The sequence below is a fragment of the Sphingomonas sp. CFBP 13706 genome, assembly GCF_014842355.1.
Taxonomy (GTDB): Bacteria; Pseudomonadota; Alphaproteobacteria; order Sphingomonadales; family Sphingomonadaceae; genus Sphingomonas; species Sphingomonas aerolata.
The window spans coordinates 68362-84603 of sequence record NZ_JACYVM010000009.1 but is presented as its reverse complement, the minus strand read 5'-3'; the positions used below and the strand labels follow the sequence as shown (position 1 = coordinate 84603).

General features: G+C 68.8%; 19 protein-coding genes. 15 read left to right on the top strand and 4 right to left on the bottom strand.

Features of this window, described 5'->3' with window-relative positions; translation table 11 throughout:
* Positions 1 to 18: 18 nt before the first annotated feature.
* The 3 genes from IFS44_RS15710 to IFS44_RS15700 are packed head-to-tail and all read right to left on the bottom strand — an operon-like array spanning position 19 to position 1460.
* On the bottom strand, positions 19 to 699 hold the full coding sequence (locus IFS44_RS15710) for a flagellar hook assembly protein FlgD (protein ID WP_031394681.1): 681 nt from the start codon (positions 697 to 699) through the stop codon (positions 19 to 21).
* Between the two features lie 2 nt (positions 700 to 701).
* On the bottom strand, positions 702 to 1112 hold the full coding sequence (flgC, locus tag IFS44_RS15705) for a flagellar basal body rod protein FlgC (protein WP_031394680.1): 411 nt from the start codon (positions 1110 to 1112) through the stop codon (positions 702 to 704).
* Positions 1113 to 1115: 3 nt separating this feature from the next.
* The gene (locus tag IFS44_RS15700; RefSeq protein ID WP_031440256.1) at positions 1116 to 1460 is read right to left on the bottom strand and encodes a flagellar basal body rod protein FlgB; all 345 of its coding nucleotides are present in this window, start codon (positions 1458 to 1460) and stop codon (positions 1116 to 1118) included.
* Positions 1461 to 1732: 272 nt separating this feature from the next.
* On the opposite strand from IFS44_RS15700, the gene IFS44_RS15695 reads away from it, so the two are divergent.
* From IFS44_RS15695 to IFS44_RS15660, 8 genes are all read left to right on the top strand, one after another.
* Complete coding sequence (locus IFS44_RS15695; protein WP_192099150.1) at positions 1733 to 2383, top strand: motility protein A; 651 nt, start codon at positions 1733 to 1735, stop codon at positions 2381 to 2383.
* Positions 2380 to 2976 (top strand): flagellar motor protein MotB, encoded by a 597-nt coding sequence (locus IFS44_RS15690; protein ID WP_192099149.1) that lies wholly within the window; start codon positions 2380 to 2382, stop codon positions 2974 to 2976. The genes IFS44_RS15695 and IFS44_RS15690 overlap by 4 nt, the downstream gene beginning before the upstream one ends.
* Positions 2973 to 3494, top strand: a complete 522-nt coding sequence (locus tag IFS44_RS15685; RefSeq protein WP_320481756.1) for a flagella basal body P-ring formation protein FlgA — start codon at positions 2973 to 2975, stop codon at positions 3492 to 3494. Before IFS44_RS15690 ends, IFS44_RS15685 begins: the two co-directional genes overlap by 4 nt.
* Before the next feature lie 66 nt (positions 3495 to 3560).
* A complete protein-coding gene (gene flgM, locus IFS44_RS15680; RefSeq protein WP_107931250.1) occupies positions 3561 to 3875 on the top strand; it encodes a flagellar biosynthesis anti-sigma factor FlgM in 315 nt (104 codons plus the stop codon).
* Positions 3862 to 4179, top strand: coding sequence for a flagellar protein FlgN (locus tag IFS44_RS15675; protein ID WP_107931248.1), 318 nt, complete (start codon positions 3862 to 3864; stop codon positions 4177 to 4179). Before flgM ends, IFS44_RS15675 begins: the two co-directional genes overlap by 14 nt.
* A gap of 72 nt (positions 4180 to 4251) precedes the next feature.
* Positions 4252 to 5118: a lytic transglycosylase domain-containing protein gene (locus tag IFS44_RS15670; protein ID WP_166746670.1), complete on the top strand. Its 867-nt coding sequence runs from the start codon at positions 4252 to 4254 to the stop codon at positions 5116 to 5118.
* Between the two features lie 3 nt (positions 5119 to 5121).
* Positions 5122 to 7182, top strand: a complete 2061-nt coding sequence (gene flhA, locus IFS44_RS15665; protein ID WP_056672994.1) for a flagellar biosynthesis protein FlhA — start codon at positions 5122 to 5124, stop codon at positions 7180 to 7182.
* Positions 7179 to 7958, top strand: coding sequence for a FliA/WhiG family RNA polymerase sigma factor (locus IFS44_RS15660; RefSeq protein ID WP_192099148.1), 780 nt, complete (start codon positions 7179 to 7181; stop codon positions 7956 to 7958). The genes flhA and IFS44_RS15660 overlap by 4 nt, the downstream gene beginning before the upstream one ends.
* A gap of 287 nt (positions 7959 to 8245) precedes the next feature.
* Here the strand turns inward: IFS44_RS15660 and IFS44_RS15655 are convergent, their stop codons facing one another.
* Positions 8246 to 9073 carry a flagellin N-terminal helical domain-containing protein gene (locus tag IFS44_RS15655; protein ID WP_192099147.1) on the bottom strand — a complete coding sequence of 276 codons (828 nt, stop codon included), beginning with the start codon at positions 9071 to 9073 and terminating at the stop codon, positions 8246 to 8248.
* A gap of 243 nt (positions 9074 to 9316) precedes the next feature.
* Here IFS44_RS15655 and IFS44_RS15650 point away from each other — a divergent pair, with 243 nt between their 5' ends.
* Genes IFS44_RS15650 through IFS44_RS15620 form a run of 7 tightly spaced genes read left to right on the top strand, consistent with a single transcriptional unit; the run spans position 9317 to position 16223 of the window.
* Entirely contained in the window at positions 9317 to 10633 is a 1317-nt protein-coding gene (locus tag IFS44_RS15650) for a sigma-54 interaction domain-containing protein (RefSeq protein ID WP_192099146.1), read from the top strand.
* On the top strand, positions 10630 to 10992 hold the full coding sequence (gene fliE, locus IFS44_RS15645) for a flagellar hook-basal body complex protein FliE (RefSeq protein WP_037530804.1): 363 nt from the start codon (positions 10630 to 10632) through the stop codon (positions 10990 to 10992). The genes IFS44_RS15650 and fliE overlap by 4 nt, the downstream gene beginning before the upstream one ends.
* 4 nt (positions 10993 to 10996) lie before the next feature.
* Complete coding sequence (fliF, locus tag IFS44_RS15640; RefSeq protein ID WP_192099145.1) at positions 10997 to 12688, top strand: flagellar basal-body MS-ring/collar protein FliF; 1692 nt, start codon at positions 10997 to 10999, stop codon at positions 12686 to 12688.
* Positions 12688 to 13692, top strand: a complete 1005-nt coding sequence (fliG, locus tag IFS44_RS15635) for a flagellar motor switch protein FliG (RefSeq protein ID WP_031394705.1) — start codon at positions 12688 to 12690, stop codon at positions 13690 to 13692. Before fliF ends, fliG begins: the two co-directional genes overlap by 1 nt.
* Positions 13685 to 14479 (top strand): FliH/SctL family protein, encoded by a 795-nt coding sequence (locus tag IFS44_RS15630; RefSeq protein WP_192099144.1) that lies wholly within the window; start codon positions 13685 to 13687, stop codon positions 14477 to 14479. The genes fliG and IFS44_RS15630 overlap by 8 nt, the downstream gene beginning before the upstream one ends.
* Complete coding sequence (locus tag IFS44_RS15625) at positions 14480 to 15805, top strand: FliI/YscN family ATPase (RefSeq protein ID WP_192099143.1); 1326 nt, start codon at positions 14480 to 14482, stop codon at positions 15803 to 15805.
* Positions 15798 to 16223 carry a hypothetical protein gene (locus IFS44_RS15620; protein ID WP_342366448.1) on the top strand — a complete coding sequence of 142 codons (426 nt, stop codon included), beginning with the start codon at positions 15798 to 15800 and terminating at the stop codon, positions 16221 to 16223. Before IFS44_RS15625 ends, IFS44_RS15620 begins: the two co-directional genes overlap by 8 nt.
* Positions 16224 to 16242: the final 19 nt, after the last annotated feature.

The following is a 16242-nucleotide window of genomic DNA, read 5'->3' as shown; positions in this document are numbered from 1 at the left end:
CTGGCAAGCAGCGGGCGATCAGCCGATCTGGCGAACCGCGGTGACGGGGACCTCACCGAGGCCCGGTAGCGTGAGGATGGCGGCACCGGTCGTCGTCGAAACCGACTGAACCGGCGCCCAGACAAGGTTCTGTGATGCAACGGTCGTGCCATTATTCTGAGCGTTGACGATGACCTTGAACGGCCCCGTCCCGGCATCCTCGCCGGTCGCGGTCTTGCCGTCCCAGTCGTAGTTCACGGTGCCCTTGTCGGCGCTGCCGAGCGACATGGTCTTCAGCACGCCGCCATTGGCATCGGTGATCGTGACGTTGACGTTGCTCGCCGCTGCGCCGAGCTCGATCCCGCCGGCCAGCCCGCCGCTGGTCCGACCATAGGCCGTGTCGCCTGCGGTCAGCACGGTCTTGCCGACATAGGCCATCGCATCGCTCGCGCTGGTCACGTTCAGCTTGTCGGCAATCGACTTCATCGTCGTGCTCATCTCGGAAATACCGGCGAGGCTCGAGAACTGCGCCATCTGTGCGACCATCTGGGTGTTGTCGACCGGGTTGAACGGGTCCTGGTTCTGCATCTGCGCGGTCATCAGCTTCAGGAAATCCGACTGGTTAAGAGTCGTCGAATTGGATGCCGTGGTCGTCGTCGCGGCGGTCGTCGCGCGCGTAATGCCGAGGTTCGAAAGCGTGGAGTCGAAGGAACTTGCCATGATCAGCGGCCTAGCTTGAGGGTATCGATGATCAGCGACTTCGCAGTCTGCATCACCTCGACATTGTTCTGGTAGCTGCGCGCGGTCTCCATCATGTCGACCAGCTCGCGGGTTTCATCGACCGCCGCCTCGAAGATGTTGCCATCCTTGTCGGCCATCGGGTTGTTCGGATCGTAGCGCTTGGCGGGGGCCTCGCCGGCGGTGACGACCTTCTCGACATCGACCGTCGACATCCCGCTGGCGGCGTCGAAGCTGGTGCGGAACACCGGCTTCATCGTCTTGTACGCAGCCTCCGCGGAGCCGGCGACGCCGCCCGCATTGGCAAGGTTCGACGCGGTGGTGTTCATCCGCAACAGCTGCGCGGACATCGCGCGGCCCGCGACCTGGAAAATCGTCATCGGCGCATTGGCCATCGCTTAGTCCCCCTTCAGCGCGCGGGTGACCTGGCTGATCCGCCCGTTCAGGAACGACAGCGTGGTCTGGTACTGCACCGCATTCTCGGCGAACGCGGTCTGCTCCTGGTTCAACTCGACGGTGTTGCCGTCCATCGAGGTCTGCGTCGGCACGCGATACTTGGTCGCCGCGTCGATCCCGCCCGCGCCATCCGTCTCGAGCGACGCGAGCGCCGACTTGAAGTCGATGTCGCGCGCCTTGAAGCCGGGGGTGGAGGCATTGGCGATGTTCGACGCGAGCACCCCCATGCGCTGCGATCGCACCTCGAGGGCCGCACCATGAACGCCGAACAGCGAGTCACCTGACACTGGACCGAACTCCCGCGCTGAATTGCGCACGCCTTCCGAAGCAATGGCCGTGCCAGTTGGCGCTCGCCGACCGGATGATGCCGCTTTGCCGCCCGGCGGCAAGCGCGCGGCAACCCGGCCGGCAACGCCTTGCCGCCCCGGCAGACGTGGCGGCAATCGTTCCGGCAGGCGTGGTGCCGACCGGTCGCGCAGCCGGCAAACCACCGGCCCGCGCGAGTCCCGCTCACCGGGGGATCGCGAACTGGCCCGGCCCTTGCAACGATTTGCGGGACATGATCACGCTCGCCCATCTGCTCGACCCTGCTGCCCTCGCCATCGTCGGCGGCGGCACGATCCTCGGCGTCGCCTTGCGGACACCGCTGCGCGATCTGGTCCGCGCGATCGCGGCGCTGAAGACGCTCGGCCGCGCCCGGCTCGACGGCGGTGCGCTGCTCCAGCAGATCGTCGCGCTCGGCCGCATCGCCCAGCGCCACGGTGCGATGGCGCTCGACCGCACGGTCATCGCCGATCCCGACATCGCCGCCGGTATCGCGGCGATCGTCGACGGCGCGACCGCCAGCGACGTGGCACTGCTGATCCGGCATCGCCGCCATGCGCGGATCGAACGCCACGTCGCCGCCGCCGAGGTCTGGGCAGGCGCCGCCGAACTCGCGCCCGCGATGGGCATGGTCGGCACGCTGATCGGGCTCGCCCAAATGTTCGCGACGATGAGCGATCCGACCGCGATCGGCGGCGCGATGGCTATCGCGCTGCTCGCGACGCTCTATGGCGCGCTGCTCGCCAACCTCGTCTTCATGCCGGTCGCCAACCGCCTGCGCGCGCAAGGCCGCAACGAGGCGTTCGAACGTGCCCGGATCGAGGCGCCACTGGTCGCGCTCGCCGCGCGCGAGGCCCCACGCGCACCGTTGATGAGCGTCGCATGACGGTCGGTGATTATCCCGAGCCGCAGCCCGGGCGTCCGCTCTGGCTGATCACGCTCGCCGACCTCGCGCTGCTGCTCGTCGGCTTCTTCGTGCTCCTGCAGGCCACGCAGACCGCAGGTACCCGTCCGCTCGCGCCCCGCGCGCTGGCGGCCGGGTTGCGCGAGGGTTTCGGCGCCTCCGTAACGCCAACCGTCGACACAGCGCGGCCGAGATCGCTCGCCCCTTCCGCGCCACGTGCAGTGGCCCAACCCACGGCCCTGCCCGTTGCGGCGGCCGGAATGCTCGACTTCACGGTCGGCTCGGCTGTGCTGCCGACGTCACCCGAGACGCTGGCGACATGGGCGCGCGACGCGGTGCAGGACCCGCGCGTCCAGCTGACCGTCACCGGATCGGTCGACGGCTCGCGCGGCGATGTCGACTCCGTCACGCGCAGCGCGGCGATCCTCGCCTCGGACCGTGCGCGCGCGGTCGCGGCCGCGATCGCCCATGTCGCCCCCGGCCGCGTGACGCTCGCGACCTCGCCGACCACCGGCCGCCGCGCCGCCATCGTCACCCAAGCCTTTGTCGGCGAACCGCCAAGGACCCCCTCATGATGCTCGCCCTGTTGATGATCGCTGCCGGTGCGCCGTCCGCCGGCTTCCAGGATATCGCCGCACTCGATCGCGCGGTCTCGGCATTCACCGGCCGGCCGATCGGTGCCGAGGGTGGCGCGCGGACGACGGTCGATTCGCGGTTGCGGCTCGCGACGTGCCCGACCGTCGCGATGTCGTGGCGGACCGAAGCGCATGACGCGGTGGTCGTCGCCTGTGCCGGCCCCGCCTGGCGCATTTTCGTCCCCGTCATACGCCCGGCCTCGGCCCCCGGCGCGACGCCCGCCACGACCCGTGCGGCCTATGCCCCGGTCGTGAAGGCCGCCCCCGTCATCCGCCGCGGCGATCCGATCGTGATCGAGGCTGGCACCGACGGCTTTTCGATCAGTCGCGAGGGCGTCGCGCTGGCGGATGCCGCCCCCGGCGCACGCTTCATGGTCAAGGTCGACGACACCCGCACGCCGGTCCAGGCGATCGCGGTCGCCAGCGGCCGCGCGACCCTGCCCGGCTGGACGAATTAATTTTGTTAAAGCTTTTCGCGCGCCGGCCGTTTCTCCCTCTGTCAGCAAGAACCAGAGGGTGCAGACATGGTGGAATCGATCGGCTCGAAGCCGTTGACGGGAGGCGAGCGCAGCATCGCGCGCATCGCCGCGACGACGCCCGTTCAGCCGTCCGCCCAGCCCCTGGCGCAGGCGCCCGACCGTGCGGTCGAGGCCGAACCTTCGGCAACCTCGTCGATCGCGCTCGCGCGGACGATGGCCGCCGCCGCCCCGATCAACGAAGCGCGCGTGGCCGCGGTCAAGAAGGCGGTCGCCAACGGCACCTTCCCGATCCTGCCCGCGACGATCGCCGACCGGCTCCTCGCCTTCAAACTGGAATGGGCACCGAATGACCCGGCGTGACGCCCTGGTGCGCGTGATCGACGCGCTGCATGCCGAGATCGCGGCGCTGAAGTCCAACGACGTGGCCGGGCTGGAACGCGCGACCTCGCAGAAGCTCGACGGCATCAATGCGGTCGCAACGCTCGGCACCGGTCCCGCCGGTCCCGAACTGCGCGAGCTGGCGGACGAGGCGAACCGCCTCAATGAAACCTGCCGCATCTATACCAACCTGATGGCGGCAAATGTCCGCCGCCGCCTGCAAACCTTGACCGGCGAGGGCGGCATTGCCGGCTATCGCCCGCGCATGGGTGCGGCCTACGCCTGATCCGCGCGGCCGGGCAAGATCTGGCACGCCCCTTGCTGTGTAGTGTCCTGAAACAGGGACATTACTCGCGGGATGACCGTCAATCCTATCACTACCGGCCGGATCCAGTCCGCGATCGCGCTTGCGAGCAGCAAGACGGGCGTGGATTTCGACTATCTGCTCGGCCAGGCGAAGCTCGAGAGCGGGCTTAACGCCAATGCCAAGGCGGGCACGTCGAGCGCGTCGGGTCTGTACCAGTTCATCGAACAGAGCTGGCTCGCGGTCGTCAAGAAGCACGGCGCGGAGCACGGCCTGGGCTGGGCAGCCGACAGCATCGGCCAGTCCTCGGGCGGGCATCTGGGCGTTGCGGACGCGGGCACGCGTCAGGCGATTCTCGCGCTGCGCAACGATCCCGCCGCCGCCTCGATGATGGCGGCCGAACATGCGTCGGACAACAAGGACGCGCTCGAGGGCAAGCTTGGCCGCACCGCGACCGGCACCGATCTGTACATGGCGCATTTCCTGGGGCTCGGCGGCGCGTCGAAGTTCCTGACGACGATGCAGGCCAATCCCGACGCGAGCGGCGCCGCGCTGTTCCCTTCCGCCGCGCGCGCCAATCGCGGCGTCTTCTACGAGTCCAACGGTACGCCGCGCTCGCTGTCGGCAATCTACGAGCGGTTCTCGACGAAGCTCGGCGCCGCCGCCGCGGGCGCGACCGGTTCGGCCACGACCGGCTCGGTCCAGTTCGCCGCACAGGCGCTCGACATGGACGGCAGCACGGTCGTCACCGGCAACAATGAAAGCGCCGAGGACGCGCTCGCCTGGGCGACGTCGACGATGGGCCGGTTCGGCACCCGGAACGCCGGCTTCAATGCGGGCCAGACCTCGGCCAGCCTGTTGCGGCCGACGCCCGACACCGCGCGGCTCGCCTATCTCATGCTCGCCAAGATGGGTGGCTAAGCCATGAACCGCCTGCTCTCCAACGCCCGTGCATCGGTCCTGCCGCTCGCGATCCTGATGCTCGTGCTCGTCATGGTCGTGCCGATCCCGGCATTCATGCTCGACATCTTCTTCGTCGCGAACATCGCGATCAGCCTTGCCGTGCTGATGGTCGCGCTCAACGCGCAGAAGCCGCTCGACTTCTCCGCCTTCCCGACCGTGCTGCTGTTCGCCACGCTCTTCCGCCTCGGCCTCAACGTCGCCTCGACGCGCATCGTGCTCGTCCACGGTCATGAGGGCGAGAGCGCGGCGGGTCACGTCATCGAGGCGTTCGGCACCTTCCTGATCGGCGGCGATTACGTCGTCGGCATCTTCGTCTTCGCGATCCTGATGATCATCAACATGATCGTCGTCACCAAGGGTGCGGGCCGCGTCTCCGAAGTCAGCGCGCGCTTCACGCTCGACGCACTGCCGGGCAAGCAAATGGCGATCGACGCCGATCTGAACGCCGGGCTGATCACCCCCGACGAGGCGAAGGCGCGCCGTATCGAGGTGTCGACCGAGGCCGATTTCTACGGCTCGATGGATGGCTCGTCGAAGTTCGTGAAGGGCGACGCGGTCGCTGCCATGCTGATCCTCGCCGCCAACATCATCGGCGGCCTGATCCTCGGGCCCGTCAGCCACGGCATGTCGATCGCGGATGCCGCGCACAATTACATCCTACTCGCGATCGGCGACGCGCTCGTCGCACAGCTGCCCTCGCTGATGCTGTCGATCGCCGCGGCGTCGATCGTCACGCGCGTCACCTCGGACAAGGATCTCGCCGGCCAGATCGGCGGCCAGTTCGGATCCCCGCGCACCTGGACGCCGGTCGCGGTCATCCTCGCGCTGCTCGGTGTCCTGCCCGGCATGCCGCACATGGTGATCCTGCCCGCCGCCGCGATAGCCGGGTTTGCAGCCTGGAAGCTGCGCCAGATCGAGCGTCGCCCCGCCCCCGTCGTCATCGCCCCCGTCGAGGCGATCGACCAGTCGAAGATCGGCTGGGACGAGGTTACCGACGGCATGCAGGTCAATCTCGACATCGGCTACGGCCTCGTGCCGCTGGTCGACGACCGCCGCGGATCGCCGCTGATGGGCCGCATCACCGGCGTCCGTCGCCAGCTGTCGAAGGAGCTGGGCTTCGTCGTGCCGCAGGTCCGCGTCCGCGACGACATCAACCTCGCCCCCTATGTCTACCGCATCATCGTCAACGGCGTCGTCGTCGGTGAGGACACCGTGTCGCCCGACGACATGCTCGCGCTCGACACCGGCCAGGCGTTCGGCTCGCTGATCGGCAAGACCACCAAGGATCCGACCTTCGGGCTCGACGCGACCTGGATCTCGACCGCGGACGCGGATGCGGCGACCGGGGCTGGCTATCTCGTCGTCGATCCCGGCACGGTGGTCGCGACGCATCTCAATCACCTGCTCGGCCAGACCGCGTCCGATCTGCTCGGCCCCGACGAGGTCCAGGCGCTGCTCGACGGGCTGAAGGAGCGCGCGGCGCAACTCGTCACCGCGCTCGCGCCGATCCCGATCACCACGTTGACCCAGGTCCTGAAGGGCCTGCTCGCCGAGAACATCCCGCTGAAGGAATTCCGCAGCATCGCCGCCGCGATCGCGGTCGCAGCGCAGCGCAGCCAGGATGCCGAGGAGATCATCGAACTGATCCGCCCGCGTCTCGGCGCGCTGATCATCCAGAAGCTGTGCGGGATGCGCGAGCCGCTCCGCGTGATGACGCTCGAGGGGCATCTCGAAGGGCTGCTCGGCCAGGCGATGCGCGCCGACCAGTCGCGCCGCCATGTCATCGAACCCGATCTCGGCCGCCGCATCGTCGAGGCGTTGCAGAACGCCGCGCAGCCGCTGATCGCCGAGGCCAAGCCGTTCGCACTCGTCGTCCAGCCCGCGATCCGCCTCGCGATCCGCAAGCTGGTCCGCACCTGCCTGCCCGACACACCGGTGATGTCGTTCTTTGAAGTGCCCGAGGACAAGGCGGTCGAGGTCGTCGCGGTCATCGGCGCACCGCAGCAGGCACTGGCCGCATGAGCGCCGAACCGATGACCGCGGCGTTCGACAAGGCCCGCCCCGCGCGCGCCGGCGAAATTCCGACGGGGCCCCTCACCTATCGTCCCCAGCAACGCCCCAGCGGCGACCCCGACCAGCTCGTCAAACAGCATCTCGCGATGGTCCGCCGGATCGCTTGGCACGTCCACGGCAGCATGAGCAGCATCGTCGAGGTCGAGGATCTGGTGCAGGTCGGGCTCGTCGCGCTGGTCGAGGCCGCGGCAGGGTTCGAGGAGCGCGGTACGCCGTTCAAGGCCTATGTCGCGACCCGCCTGCGTGGCGCGATGATCGATGAACTGCGGCGCCAGGCAACGACGACGCGCGGCGCGATGCGCCGCCGCCGGCAATATGCCGACGCCATTTCCACGCTCACCGCCCAGACGGGCAAGGCCCCCGGAGACGCCATGATCGCCCAGCATATCGGCGTCAGCATCGACAAGCTGCGCAGCGACTATGTGACCGCGGACGCGATCCGGTTCGATTCGATCGACGAGGTCTATGCCGACGACATGCCGTGGTTCGCCGACGACACCCCCGACGCGTTCGAACAGCTCGCCGACAACGACCTGCGCGACGCGCTGATCGCGGCGATCACCGCGCTGCCCGAACGCGAGGCGCAGGTGATCCAGCTTTATTATGTCGAGGAGATGAACCTCGAGGAGATCGGCGCGGTCTTCGACATCGGCGCCGCCCGCGTCTGCCAGATCAAGGCGTCCGCGCATGCGAAACTGAAACGCGCACTCGCCCGCAAGGTCTGACGTACCCCTCATCCTCCCCCGCCAGGGGGACGATAGAGCGTATGAACCGTGCGGATGATGTGTTGCCCGCGAATCATCCCGCCGCCGCGCGGATGCGCGCCGCCTCTCCGATCGCCATCGCGAAAATAGCGCAAGCCAACCCGCGCGCCCAGCCAACCCGCTGTCATCCTAATGCACAAAACCCCGGCGGCCATGAGGCCACCGGGGTTCGCTGCGCCCCGTTACCGGGGGGCGATCCGACTGGCGCCGACACCCATAAGGGGGGCGGTGCCGGCGCCGGGATCGGATTACTGAAGCAGCTTCAGCACGCCCTGCTGGCTCTGGTTCGCCTGTGCGAGCATCGCGGTCGACGCCTGGCTCAGGATCTGTGCCTTGGCGAGCGCGGTCGTCTCGGCCGAGAAATCGGCGTCCTCGATGCGGCTCTTTGCATCCGACAAGTTCGTCGAGTTGGACGTCAGGTTGTTGACCGCCGACTGGAGCTGGTTCTGGCCTGCACCAAGACCGGCGCGTGCGGTCGTGATGGTGTCCAAAGCCGCATCGACAGTAGCAATCGCGCTGTTGTCCGTTGCGGTCCCCAGGTTGAGCTGCGTCGCCGCAGTGATCGTTGCATTGTCGGTCAGCTTGGTCAGCGTCAGATCAACCTTGTCATCGGCGTTGGCGCCAGCCTGGATCGTTACGACGCCAAGGGTTCCGGTAGTAGCGTCGAACAGCTTGTTGCCGTTGAATTCGGTGTTCGCGAGCGTGCTCGTGATCTGCTTGGTCAGCGCCGTGACTTCGGCCTGGATGTTGGTCTTGTCCTCGGCGCTGTAGGTGCCGCTCGACGACTGCACGGCGAGCTCACGAACGCGCTGCAGCATGTTGGTGACTTCGTCGAGTGCGCCTTCGGCGGTCTGCGCCATCGAGATGCCGTCGTTCGCGTTGCGAATGCCCTGGTTCATGCCGCGGACTTGCGCCGTCATCGAGGTCGAGATGGCGAGACCGGCCGCATCGTCCTTGGCCGAGTTGATTCGCTTGCCGGTCGACAGGCGCTCCATCGCGGTCGACAGCATGTTCGACGCGCTGGTCGAGGCATTGGCGGCGCGCAGTGCCGAGACGTTCGTCGCAATAACACTCATGATTCATCTCCATTTCGCCGGCTACCCCGCCGCCCCCGTGGCGAAGGACCGAGCCGTCAGGATGGGTAACGGCCGCCCCGCGCCGGGCTTTAGGGAAAAAAATCCGCCCCTCGCGCACCGGCGTGGCGCGCTCCCGTACACGCGCGCGCGAACGCGCCCGGAAATAGTTTGCCGCGACGCGGCACGATTTAACCGCGCCTTTACCCTCAAGGCCGCATTCCCGAATCGTCACAGGGGGACTTCATGCGCTCGATCTTTCCATCCGCCGCCGTCACGGCGCGCAAATATGCGCTCGTCTCGTCCCTGCGTGCGCAGGGCTTCGGGATCGGATCGCTCGACACCGCACAGCCGGGCGCGAACGACCTGTTCCTCGTCGCCGAGGGCGAGCCCGTCGCCTACCCCGCGCGCACCGTCGTGATCGGCTCCGAAGGCCGCAGCGTCACCCCGTCGCGCAGCGGCGCGCCCGCGCGGATCGGCTTTGCCGCCGAGGATACCGCGGTCGGCAACGGCTTTGCCCGCGCGCTGATCGGCGGGCCCGACATGCCGACCGCCGCCGACCCCGAATCGCTCGCGCTGCTCGCACTGGCCGAGCGCGTCGCCGCCGCCGACATCACCGTGCTGATCAACGGCCCGACCGGTACCGGCAAGGAAGTGCTCGCCCGCGCGATCCACAATGGCTCGCCGCGCAAGGACGGCCCGTTCATCGCGATCAACTGCGCCGCCCTCCCCGAATCGATGCTCGAGGCGATGCTGTTCGGCCACCAGAAGGGCGCGTTCACCGGCGCATCGTCGGGCGGCGAGGGCTTTTTCCGCGCCGCGAACGGCGGCACGATCCTGCTCGACGAGATCGCCGAGATGCCGCTGACGCTTCAAGCCAAGCTGCTGCGCGTGCTGCAGGAGCGCGAGGTCGTGCCGCTCGGCGCGACCGTGCCGCAGCCGATCGACGTCCGCGTCATCGCCTGCGCCAATCGCGACTTGCAGGGCGAGGTCGCCGCCGGCCGGTTCCGCGCCGATCTCTATTACCGGCTCGCGGTGTTCCCGCTGACCACCAAGTCGCTCGCCGAGCGGCCGCAGGATATCCCTGCGCTCGCCGCGACGATGATCCTGCGTCATGCCGGCAACCGCAACGTCATTCCCTGGCCGTCGCGCGCGGCGATCGAGGCGCTGATGCTGCACGACTGGCCGGGCAATGTCCGCGAGCTCGAGAACGTGATCCAGCGCGCGCTGCTGTTCTGCGGCGGCGACACGATCGAGGCGAGCCATATCCTGTTCGATCGCCCGGTGACGATGACCTTCGCCGCGCGCCCCGCGCCGGTCGTCGCGCCCATCGCCGAACCGCTCGTGCCCGTTGCCGAGACGCCCGCCGAAACGCCGACCGACACGCTGGGTACCATCGTCCAGATGAGCGAGTTCGCCGCGATCCGCGAGACGCTGAAAGCATGCGGCGGCAGCCGGATCGAGACCGCGCGCCGGCTCGGCATCTCGGAACGCACGCTGCGCTATCGCCTCGCCAAGGCGCGCGAACAGGGTGAGGACTTCGCCCGGGTGATGTCGGCATGAGCGGCGTGAGCGGAATCGGCGGCGGCGCGATGAGCGTCGACCGCGTCATGGCGCTGCGCTCGCAGATCCTCGAGCGCAACCAGGCACTCGCGCGTGCCAGCCAGACCGCCCCGACCATCGCGCCGACCGAGACGAAACCCGTCAGCTTTGGCGACACGATGGAAACCGCGCTGAAGAGCGTGAACGAGGGCCAGACCCAGGCCGCCAAGCTTAGCGAAAGCTATGAGCGCGGCGAGACCGTCGACATCGCCAAAGTGATGCTCGCGCGCCAGCAGGCGTCGGTCGGGTTCGAGGCGACGCTGCAGGTCCGCAACAAACTCCTGTCCGCCTACAAGGACATCATGAGCATGCCGGTGTAATGATATGAGCACTGCCCTCATCCCCGCTTCGTCGGCCAATGGCCTCCCCGAGAAATTCGCCAACCCGCTCAAACAGATAAAGTCCGCCTTCGCGCAGCCCGCGGTACGCCGCTCGCTGCCGATGGTGCTGATGATCGGCCTGATCGCCGCCGCCGCGCTCGCGTGGATGACGCTGTCCTCGCCGACGCAGAAAACGCTGTTCAACAACCTGCCCGATGCCGACAAGGCCGCGGTCACCTCCGCGCTGACGACCGCAAACATCAAGAGCCGGATCGACGATTCGACGGGTTCGCTGACGGTTGCCGAGGAGGATTATTCGCGCGCGCGGATGCTGCTCGCCGGCCAGGGCCTGCCCAAGGCGGCACCCGGTGGTTACGCGATCCTCGACCAGCTGCCGATGGGCGTCAGCCGCGCTGTGGAGGGCGAACGCCTGCGTCAGGCGCGCGAATCCGAGCTCGCCCGGTCGATCGAGGAGATCGACGCGGTCGCCGAGGCGCGCGTGCATCTCGCGACGCCCGAAGCCTCGGTGTTCGTCCGCGACAATGCCGCGCCCTCGGCCTCGGTGATCCTGAAGCTGCAGGGTGGCCGGTCCTTGAGCGACGCACAGGTCGCCTCGATCATCAACCTCGTCGCATCGTCGGTACCCGGCATGAAGCCCGATTCGGTGACGATCGTCGACCAGATGGGCGCGCTGCTGACCAAGCCGGGCGGCGTCGACGGCGTCGGTGCGGCGGGCGACAAGCGGATCGAGATCCAGCGTCGCGTCGAGGACAAGTACCGCACCCAGCTGATCCAGCTGCTGACCCCGCTGGTGGGGGCCGGCAACTTCACCGCCGAGGTTCAGGCCGACGTCAATCTCGACGAGACCCAGGCGACGCGCGAAAGCTATGACAAGCAGGGCGTGCTGCGCGCCGAGACGGGCAACTGGACCGGCAACCAGAAGGACGGCGCCGCGACCCCGGGGGGCATCCCCGGCGCGCTCAGCAACACGCCGCCCGCCGCCAGCACGCTGCAGGCGCCGCAGCCCGCAACCGGCAATCCCGGCATGCCGCAGCCCGTCGCCGGTGGCCCCGCCCCCGACGCGATGAAGCAGTCCGACCAGTATCAGCGCGCCTATGACCTTGGCCGCGAAGTGTCGGTGACCCGCGCCACCCCGGGCAGCGTCAAGCGTCTGTCGGTCGCGGTGCTGCTCCGCGATCCCGACAAGACGCGCCGTACCGCGATGGAGATCAACCAGATCACCGACCTGGTAAAGAGCGCGGTCGGCTTCGACCAGACGCGCAACGACAATGTGACGGTGATCAGCCGCAAGTTCGCCGGCGCCGATGCCGCCGCCGATACCGGCCCCGCCTGGTACGACAATGCGTGGCTGCCGGTACTCGCGCGCAACGGAACCGCGATCGTCATCGCGCTGCTCGTCCTGCTGCTCGGCGTGCGCCCGATCGCCAAGGCGCTGATGAAGAAGCGCGAGGACGCGACGCCGCGGCCCGCCTTCGGCCAGACGATCGAGGGTGCCGAGGGCGAGGGCGCCGAGGCCCTGACCGGTCCGGTCGTCGTCCCCCCGGTCAGTCTCGACCAGCTCGAAAGCTCGCGCGGCTATGACGAGCGGGTCGGCGCGGTCCGCGGCTTCACTCGCGACAATCCGACCCGCGCCGCGCTCGCCGTGCGCGACATGATCAAGGCGGACGCACGCTGATGGAGGGCTTGCGCACCTATACCGGCGTGGAACGTGCCGCCGTGCTGATGATGCTGGTGGGCGAGGACGAAGCCGCCGCGATCCTGCAGAAGCTCGACCCGGAAGAGGTCCGTCAGCTCGGCGCGGCGATGTTCAAGGTCGCCGATGTCTCCGAGCAGGAGGTCGAGACGGTGCTCGACGATTTCGTCGACCGCGCACGCGAGCGCACCACGATCGGCTTCGACCCCCGTCCCAAGATCGAGGCGGTGATGAACCGCGCGCTCGGCCGTGAAAAGGCCGAGAGCGTGCTCGCGCGGATCACCCCGGCCGAGGCGGCGTGCGAGCTCGAACTGCTCGACTGGCTCGATGCGAGCGAGATCGCCGCGATGATCGAGAAGGAGCATCCGCAGATCGCCGCGGTGCTGATCGCCAATCTCGACGCGTCAGTCGGCGGCCAGGTGCTCGAACTGATGCCCGATGCGGTCCAGCCCGACATCCTCCACCGCATCGCCCGGCTGGGACCGATCACGCCCGAGGCGGTCGACACGCTGCGCACGCTGCTCGCCAACCGCACCGGCACCGGGTCGAGCGGCCAGGGCGTGACGCTGGGCGGCACCCGCGAGGCGGCCAAGATCCTGTCGGGCGCGCGCAAGGCGACCGAACAGCGCGTCATGCCCAAATTGTTCAAGATCGACCGCGACGTCGCCAAGGCGATCGAGGAGGCGATGTTCGTGTTCGACAATCTGCTCGAGCTCGACGACAAGAATCTGGGCACGCTGATCCGCAACGTCGATGGCGAGATCCTCACCAAGGCGCTCAAGGGCGTCGACGAGGCGGTGCGCAACCGCTTCCTCGGCTGCATGTCGGCGCGCGCCGCCGACGGCATTCGCGACGAGATGGAGTCGCGCGGACCGATGCGGCTCGCCGAGGTGCTCGAGGCGCAGAAGGCGATGATCGCGACCGCGCGCGGGCTCGCCAAGGACGGCACGATCATGATGGGCGGAGGCGAGGACGATTATGTCTAAGTTTGTCGGGGCATCCGGTTTCGTCGCGGGTTTCGCCGCGCGCCACGACACCGCGGCGCAGCTGCTCGCGCACGCCTTCGCGCCGCCGATGGGCTTTGCGGCGGCCGATATCCGCGATCGTGTCGCCGCCGCGCCGCGCCGGGCGACCGGGTTCGCGCCGCAGGGTGCCACGCCCACGCCCACGTCGGCCCCGACCGCGCCGGCCACCGGGCCGAAGCATTTCAGTCCCGCCGACAAGGACAGCAATCCGACCGAGGGCTGGGATCCGCTCGATCCCGCCAGCGAGACCGAGAGCTTTCTCGATCCGCTCGCCGCCGCGCATGCCGCCGGCTATGCCGAGGGCCTCGCCGCCGCAGCCGCGGTGGCACAGGGGAATGCCGCGCGCGACCAGGCGCTGCTCGCCTCGCTCGCCGCCGCGCTCGCCACCGACCGGCTCGACCGCGACCGGGTCGCGACGCAGCTTCGCCAGACCGTCCTGCTGCTGGTCGGCAAGCTGGTCGGCGAGATCGGCATCTCGCCAGAGCTGCTCGCCGGACGGATCGAATCCGCGACCGAACTGCTCGCCGATTCCGCCGAGGCCGCGTTGCTGCGCCTGCATCCCGACGACGTCGCGCTGATCGAAGGCACGCTGCCCAAGTCGATCTTTGCCGCCGGCGACCCCAATGTCGCCCGCGGCAGTTTCGTGCTCGAAAGCGCGTCGACGATCGTCGAGGACGGCCCCGCCATGTGGCTCGACCAGCTCGCGAGCGCGATCGACCGCGTCGCGGTTCCCGCGAAAGCCGCCTGAGTGCTGAACCGCTTCACCGCCGATTATCTCGAAACGCTCGCCAACGCCGATTTCGTCGCGGCCCCCAGAGTGTCGGGTCGACTCGCCTCGTTCGACGGGCTGCTGATGGAGGCGGTCGGGCTGACCCTGCCCGTCGGCACCGTGTGCAAGGTCGGTGAGGGCAGCGCGAGCGTCGAGGCGGAGGTGATCGGCTTTCGCAACGGGCGTACGCTGATGATGAATCTCGGTGGTCCCGCCGCGCTCCTGCCGCGCGCGCCGGTCAAGCCGATCGGCCCTCCAGGCGAGGCCGAGGTCGGCGCAGCGCTGCTCGGTCGCGTCGTCGACGGCGCGGGCAAGCCGATCGACGGCCTCGGTCCGATCCGCGGGGCCGGCCGCTGGCCGCTTGCGGGCAAGCTCCAGTCGCCGCTCGACCGTGGCCGCGTGCTTCAGCCGATGGACGTGGGGGTGCGCGCGATCAACGGCCTGCTGACAATCGGCCAGGGTCAGCGCGTCGGCATCATGGCGGGGTCGGGCGTCGGCAAGTCGGTGCTGCTCGGCATGATCGTCCGCGCCGCGCAGGCCGACGTGATCGTCATCGGGCTGATCGGCGAACGCAGCCGCGAGGTCGCCGATTTCCTCGAGACCAAGGTCGCCGGTGCCGCCCGCGCGCGCTCGGTCGTCGTCGCGGTGCCCGCCAACCATTCGCCCGTGCTCCGCATCCGCGGCGCGCTGCGCGCCACCGCGATCGCCGAAGGGTTTCGCGACGAGGGCAAGAAGGTCCTGCTGATCATGGATTCGCTGACCCGCGTCGCGCATGCCGGCCGTGAGATCGGCCTCGCGCTCGGCGAACCCGCCTCCGCACGGGGCTATCCGCCATCCGCCATCGCGATGCTGCCGAACCTGATCGAGCGCGCTGGCGTCGACGTCCACACCGGCGGGTCGATCACCGCGATCTATACCGTGCTGGCGGACGGCGATGACGGCAACGACCCGGTCGTCGATTCGGCGCGCTCGATCCTCGACGGGCATATCGTGCTGAGCCGCCAGCTGGCCGAGCGCGGCGTCTATCCGGCGATCGACATCGGCCCCTCGGTCAGCCGCGTGATGACCGACATCGCCGACGCGCCGCATGTCAGGGCCGCGCGTGTGCTGCGCCGCAATCTGGCGACCTATGAGGAGAATCGCGACCTCGTGCTGATGGGCGCCTATCGTGCGGGTGCCGACCCGGCGATCGACAATGCGATCGCCTGCCACGGTGCGATCATGGAGTATATCCGCCAGGATTCGGACGAGAAGGTGTCGCTGGGCGATGCCGTTGCCGAGCTGGTCGGTGTCTTCGGTGGCTGACGCCCGCGCCAAGACGCTGGCACGGATCCACCGCGTCCGGACCTTGCAGCTCGGCCTGACCCGCGCCGACGAAGCCCGCGCGCACGACAAGGCCGCGAGCGAACAGGCCTTGTCGACGCGCATCTCCAGCCTGGCCGCCGCCGTCGCGCCCGTGCCGCAGACTGCGGTCGCGGTCTCGCTGGGGGCGTCGGCGCATTACCGCGAACGCCTGCAACAGTCCGCCGACGCCGCGGTCGAGCGCGTCCGGTCGGCGGAATATCAGGTCGCGCGTGCCACCGATGCGACCCGCGCCGCTCAGCGCGACCAGAGCGCGGTCGAAAAACTCATCGCGCGTGCGCAGGCCGATGCAGTCATCCGTGAGCTGCGCGCGCTCGAGGAGGCACCGGCCTTCAGGAAAATCCGGCACGATCCTTGCTGAGTACGGGCTGACACCGCCC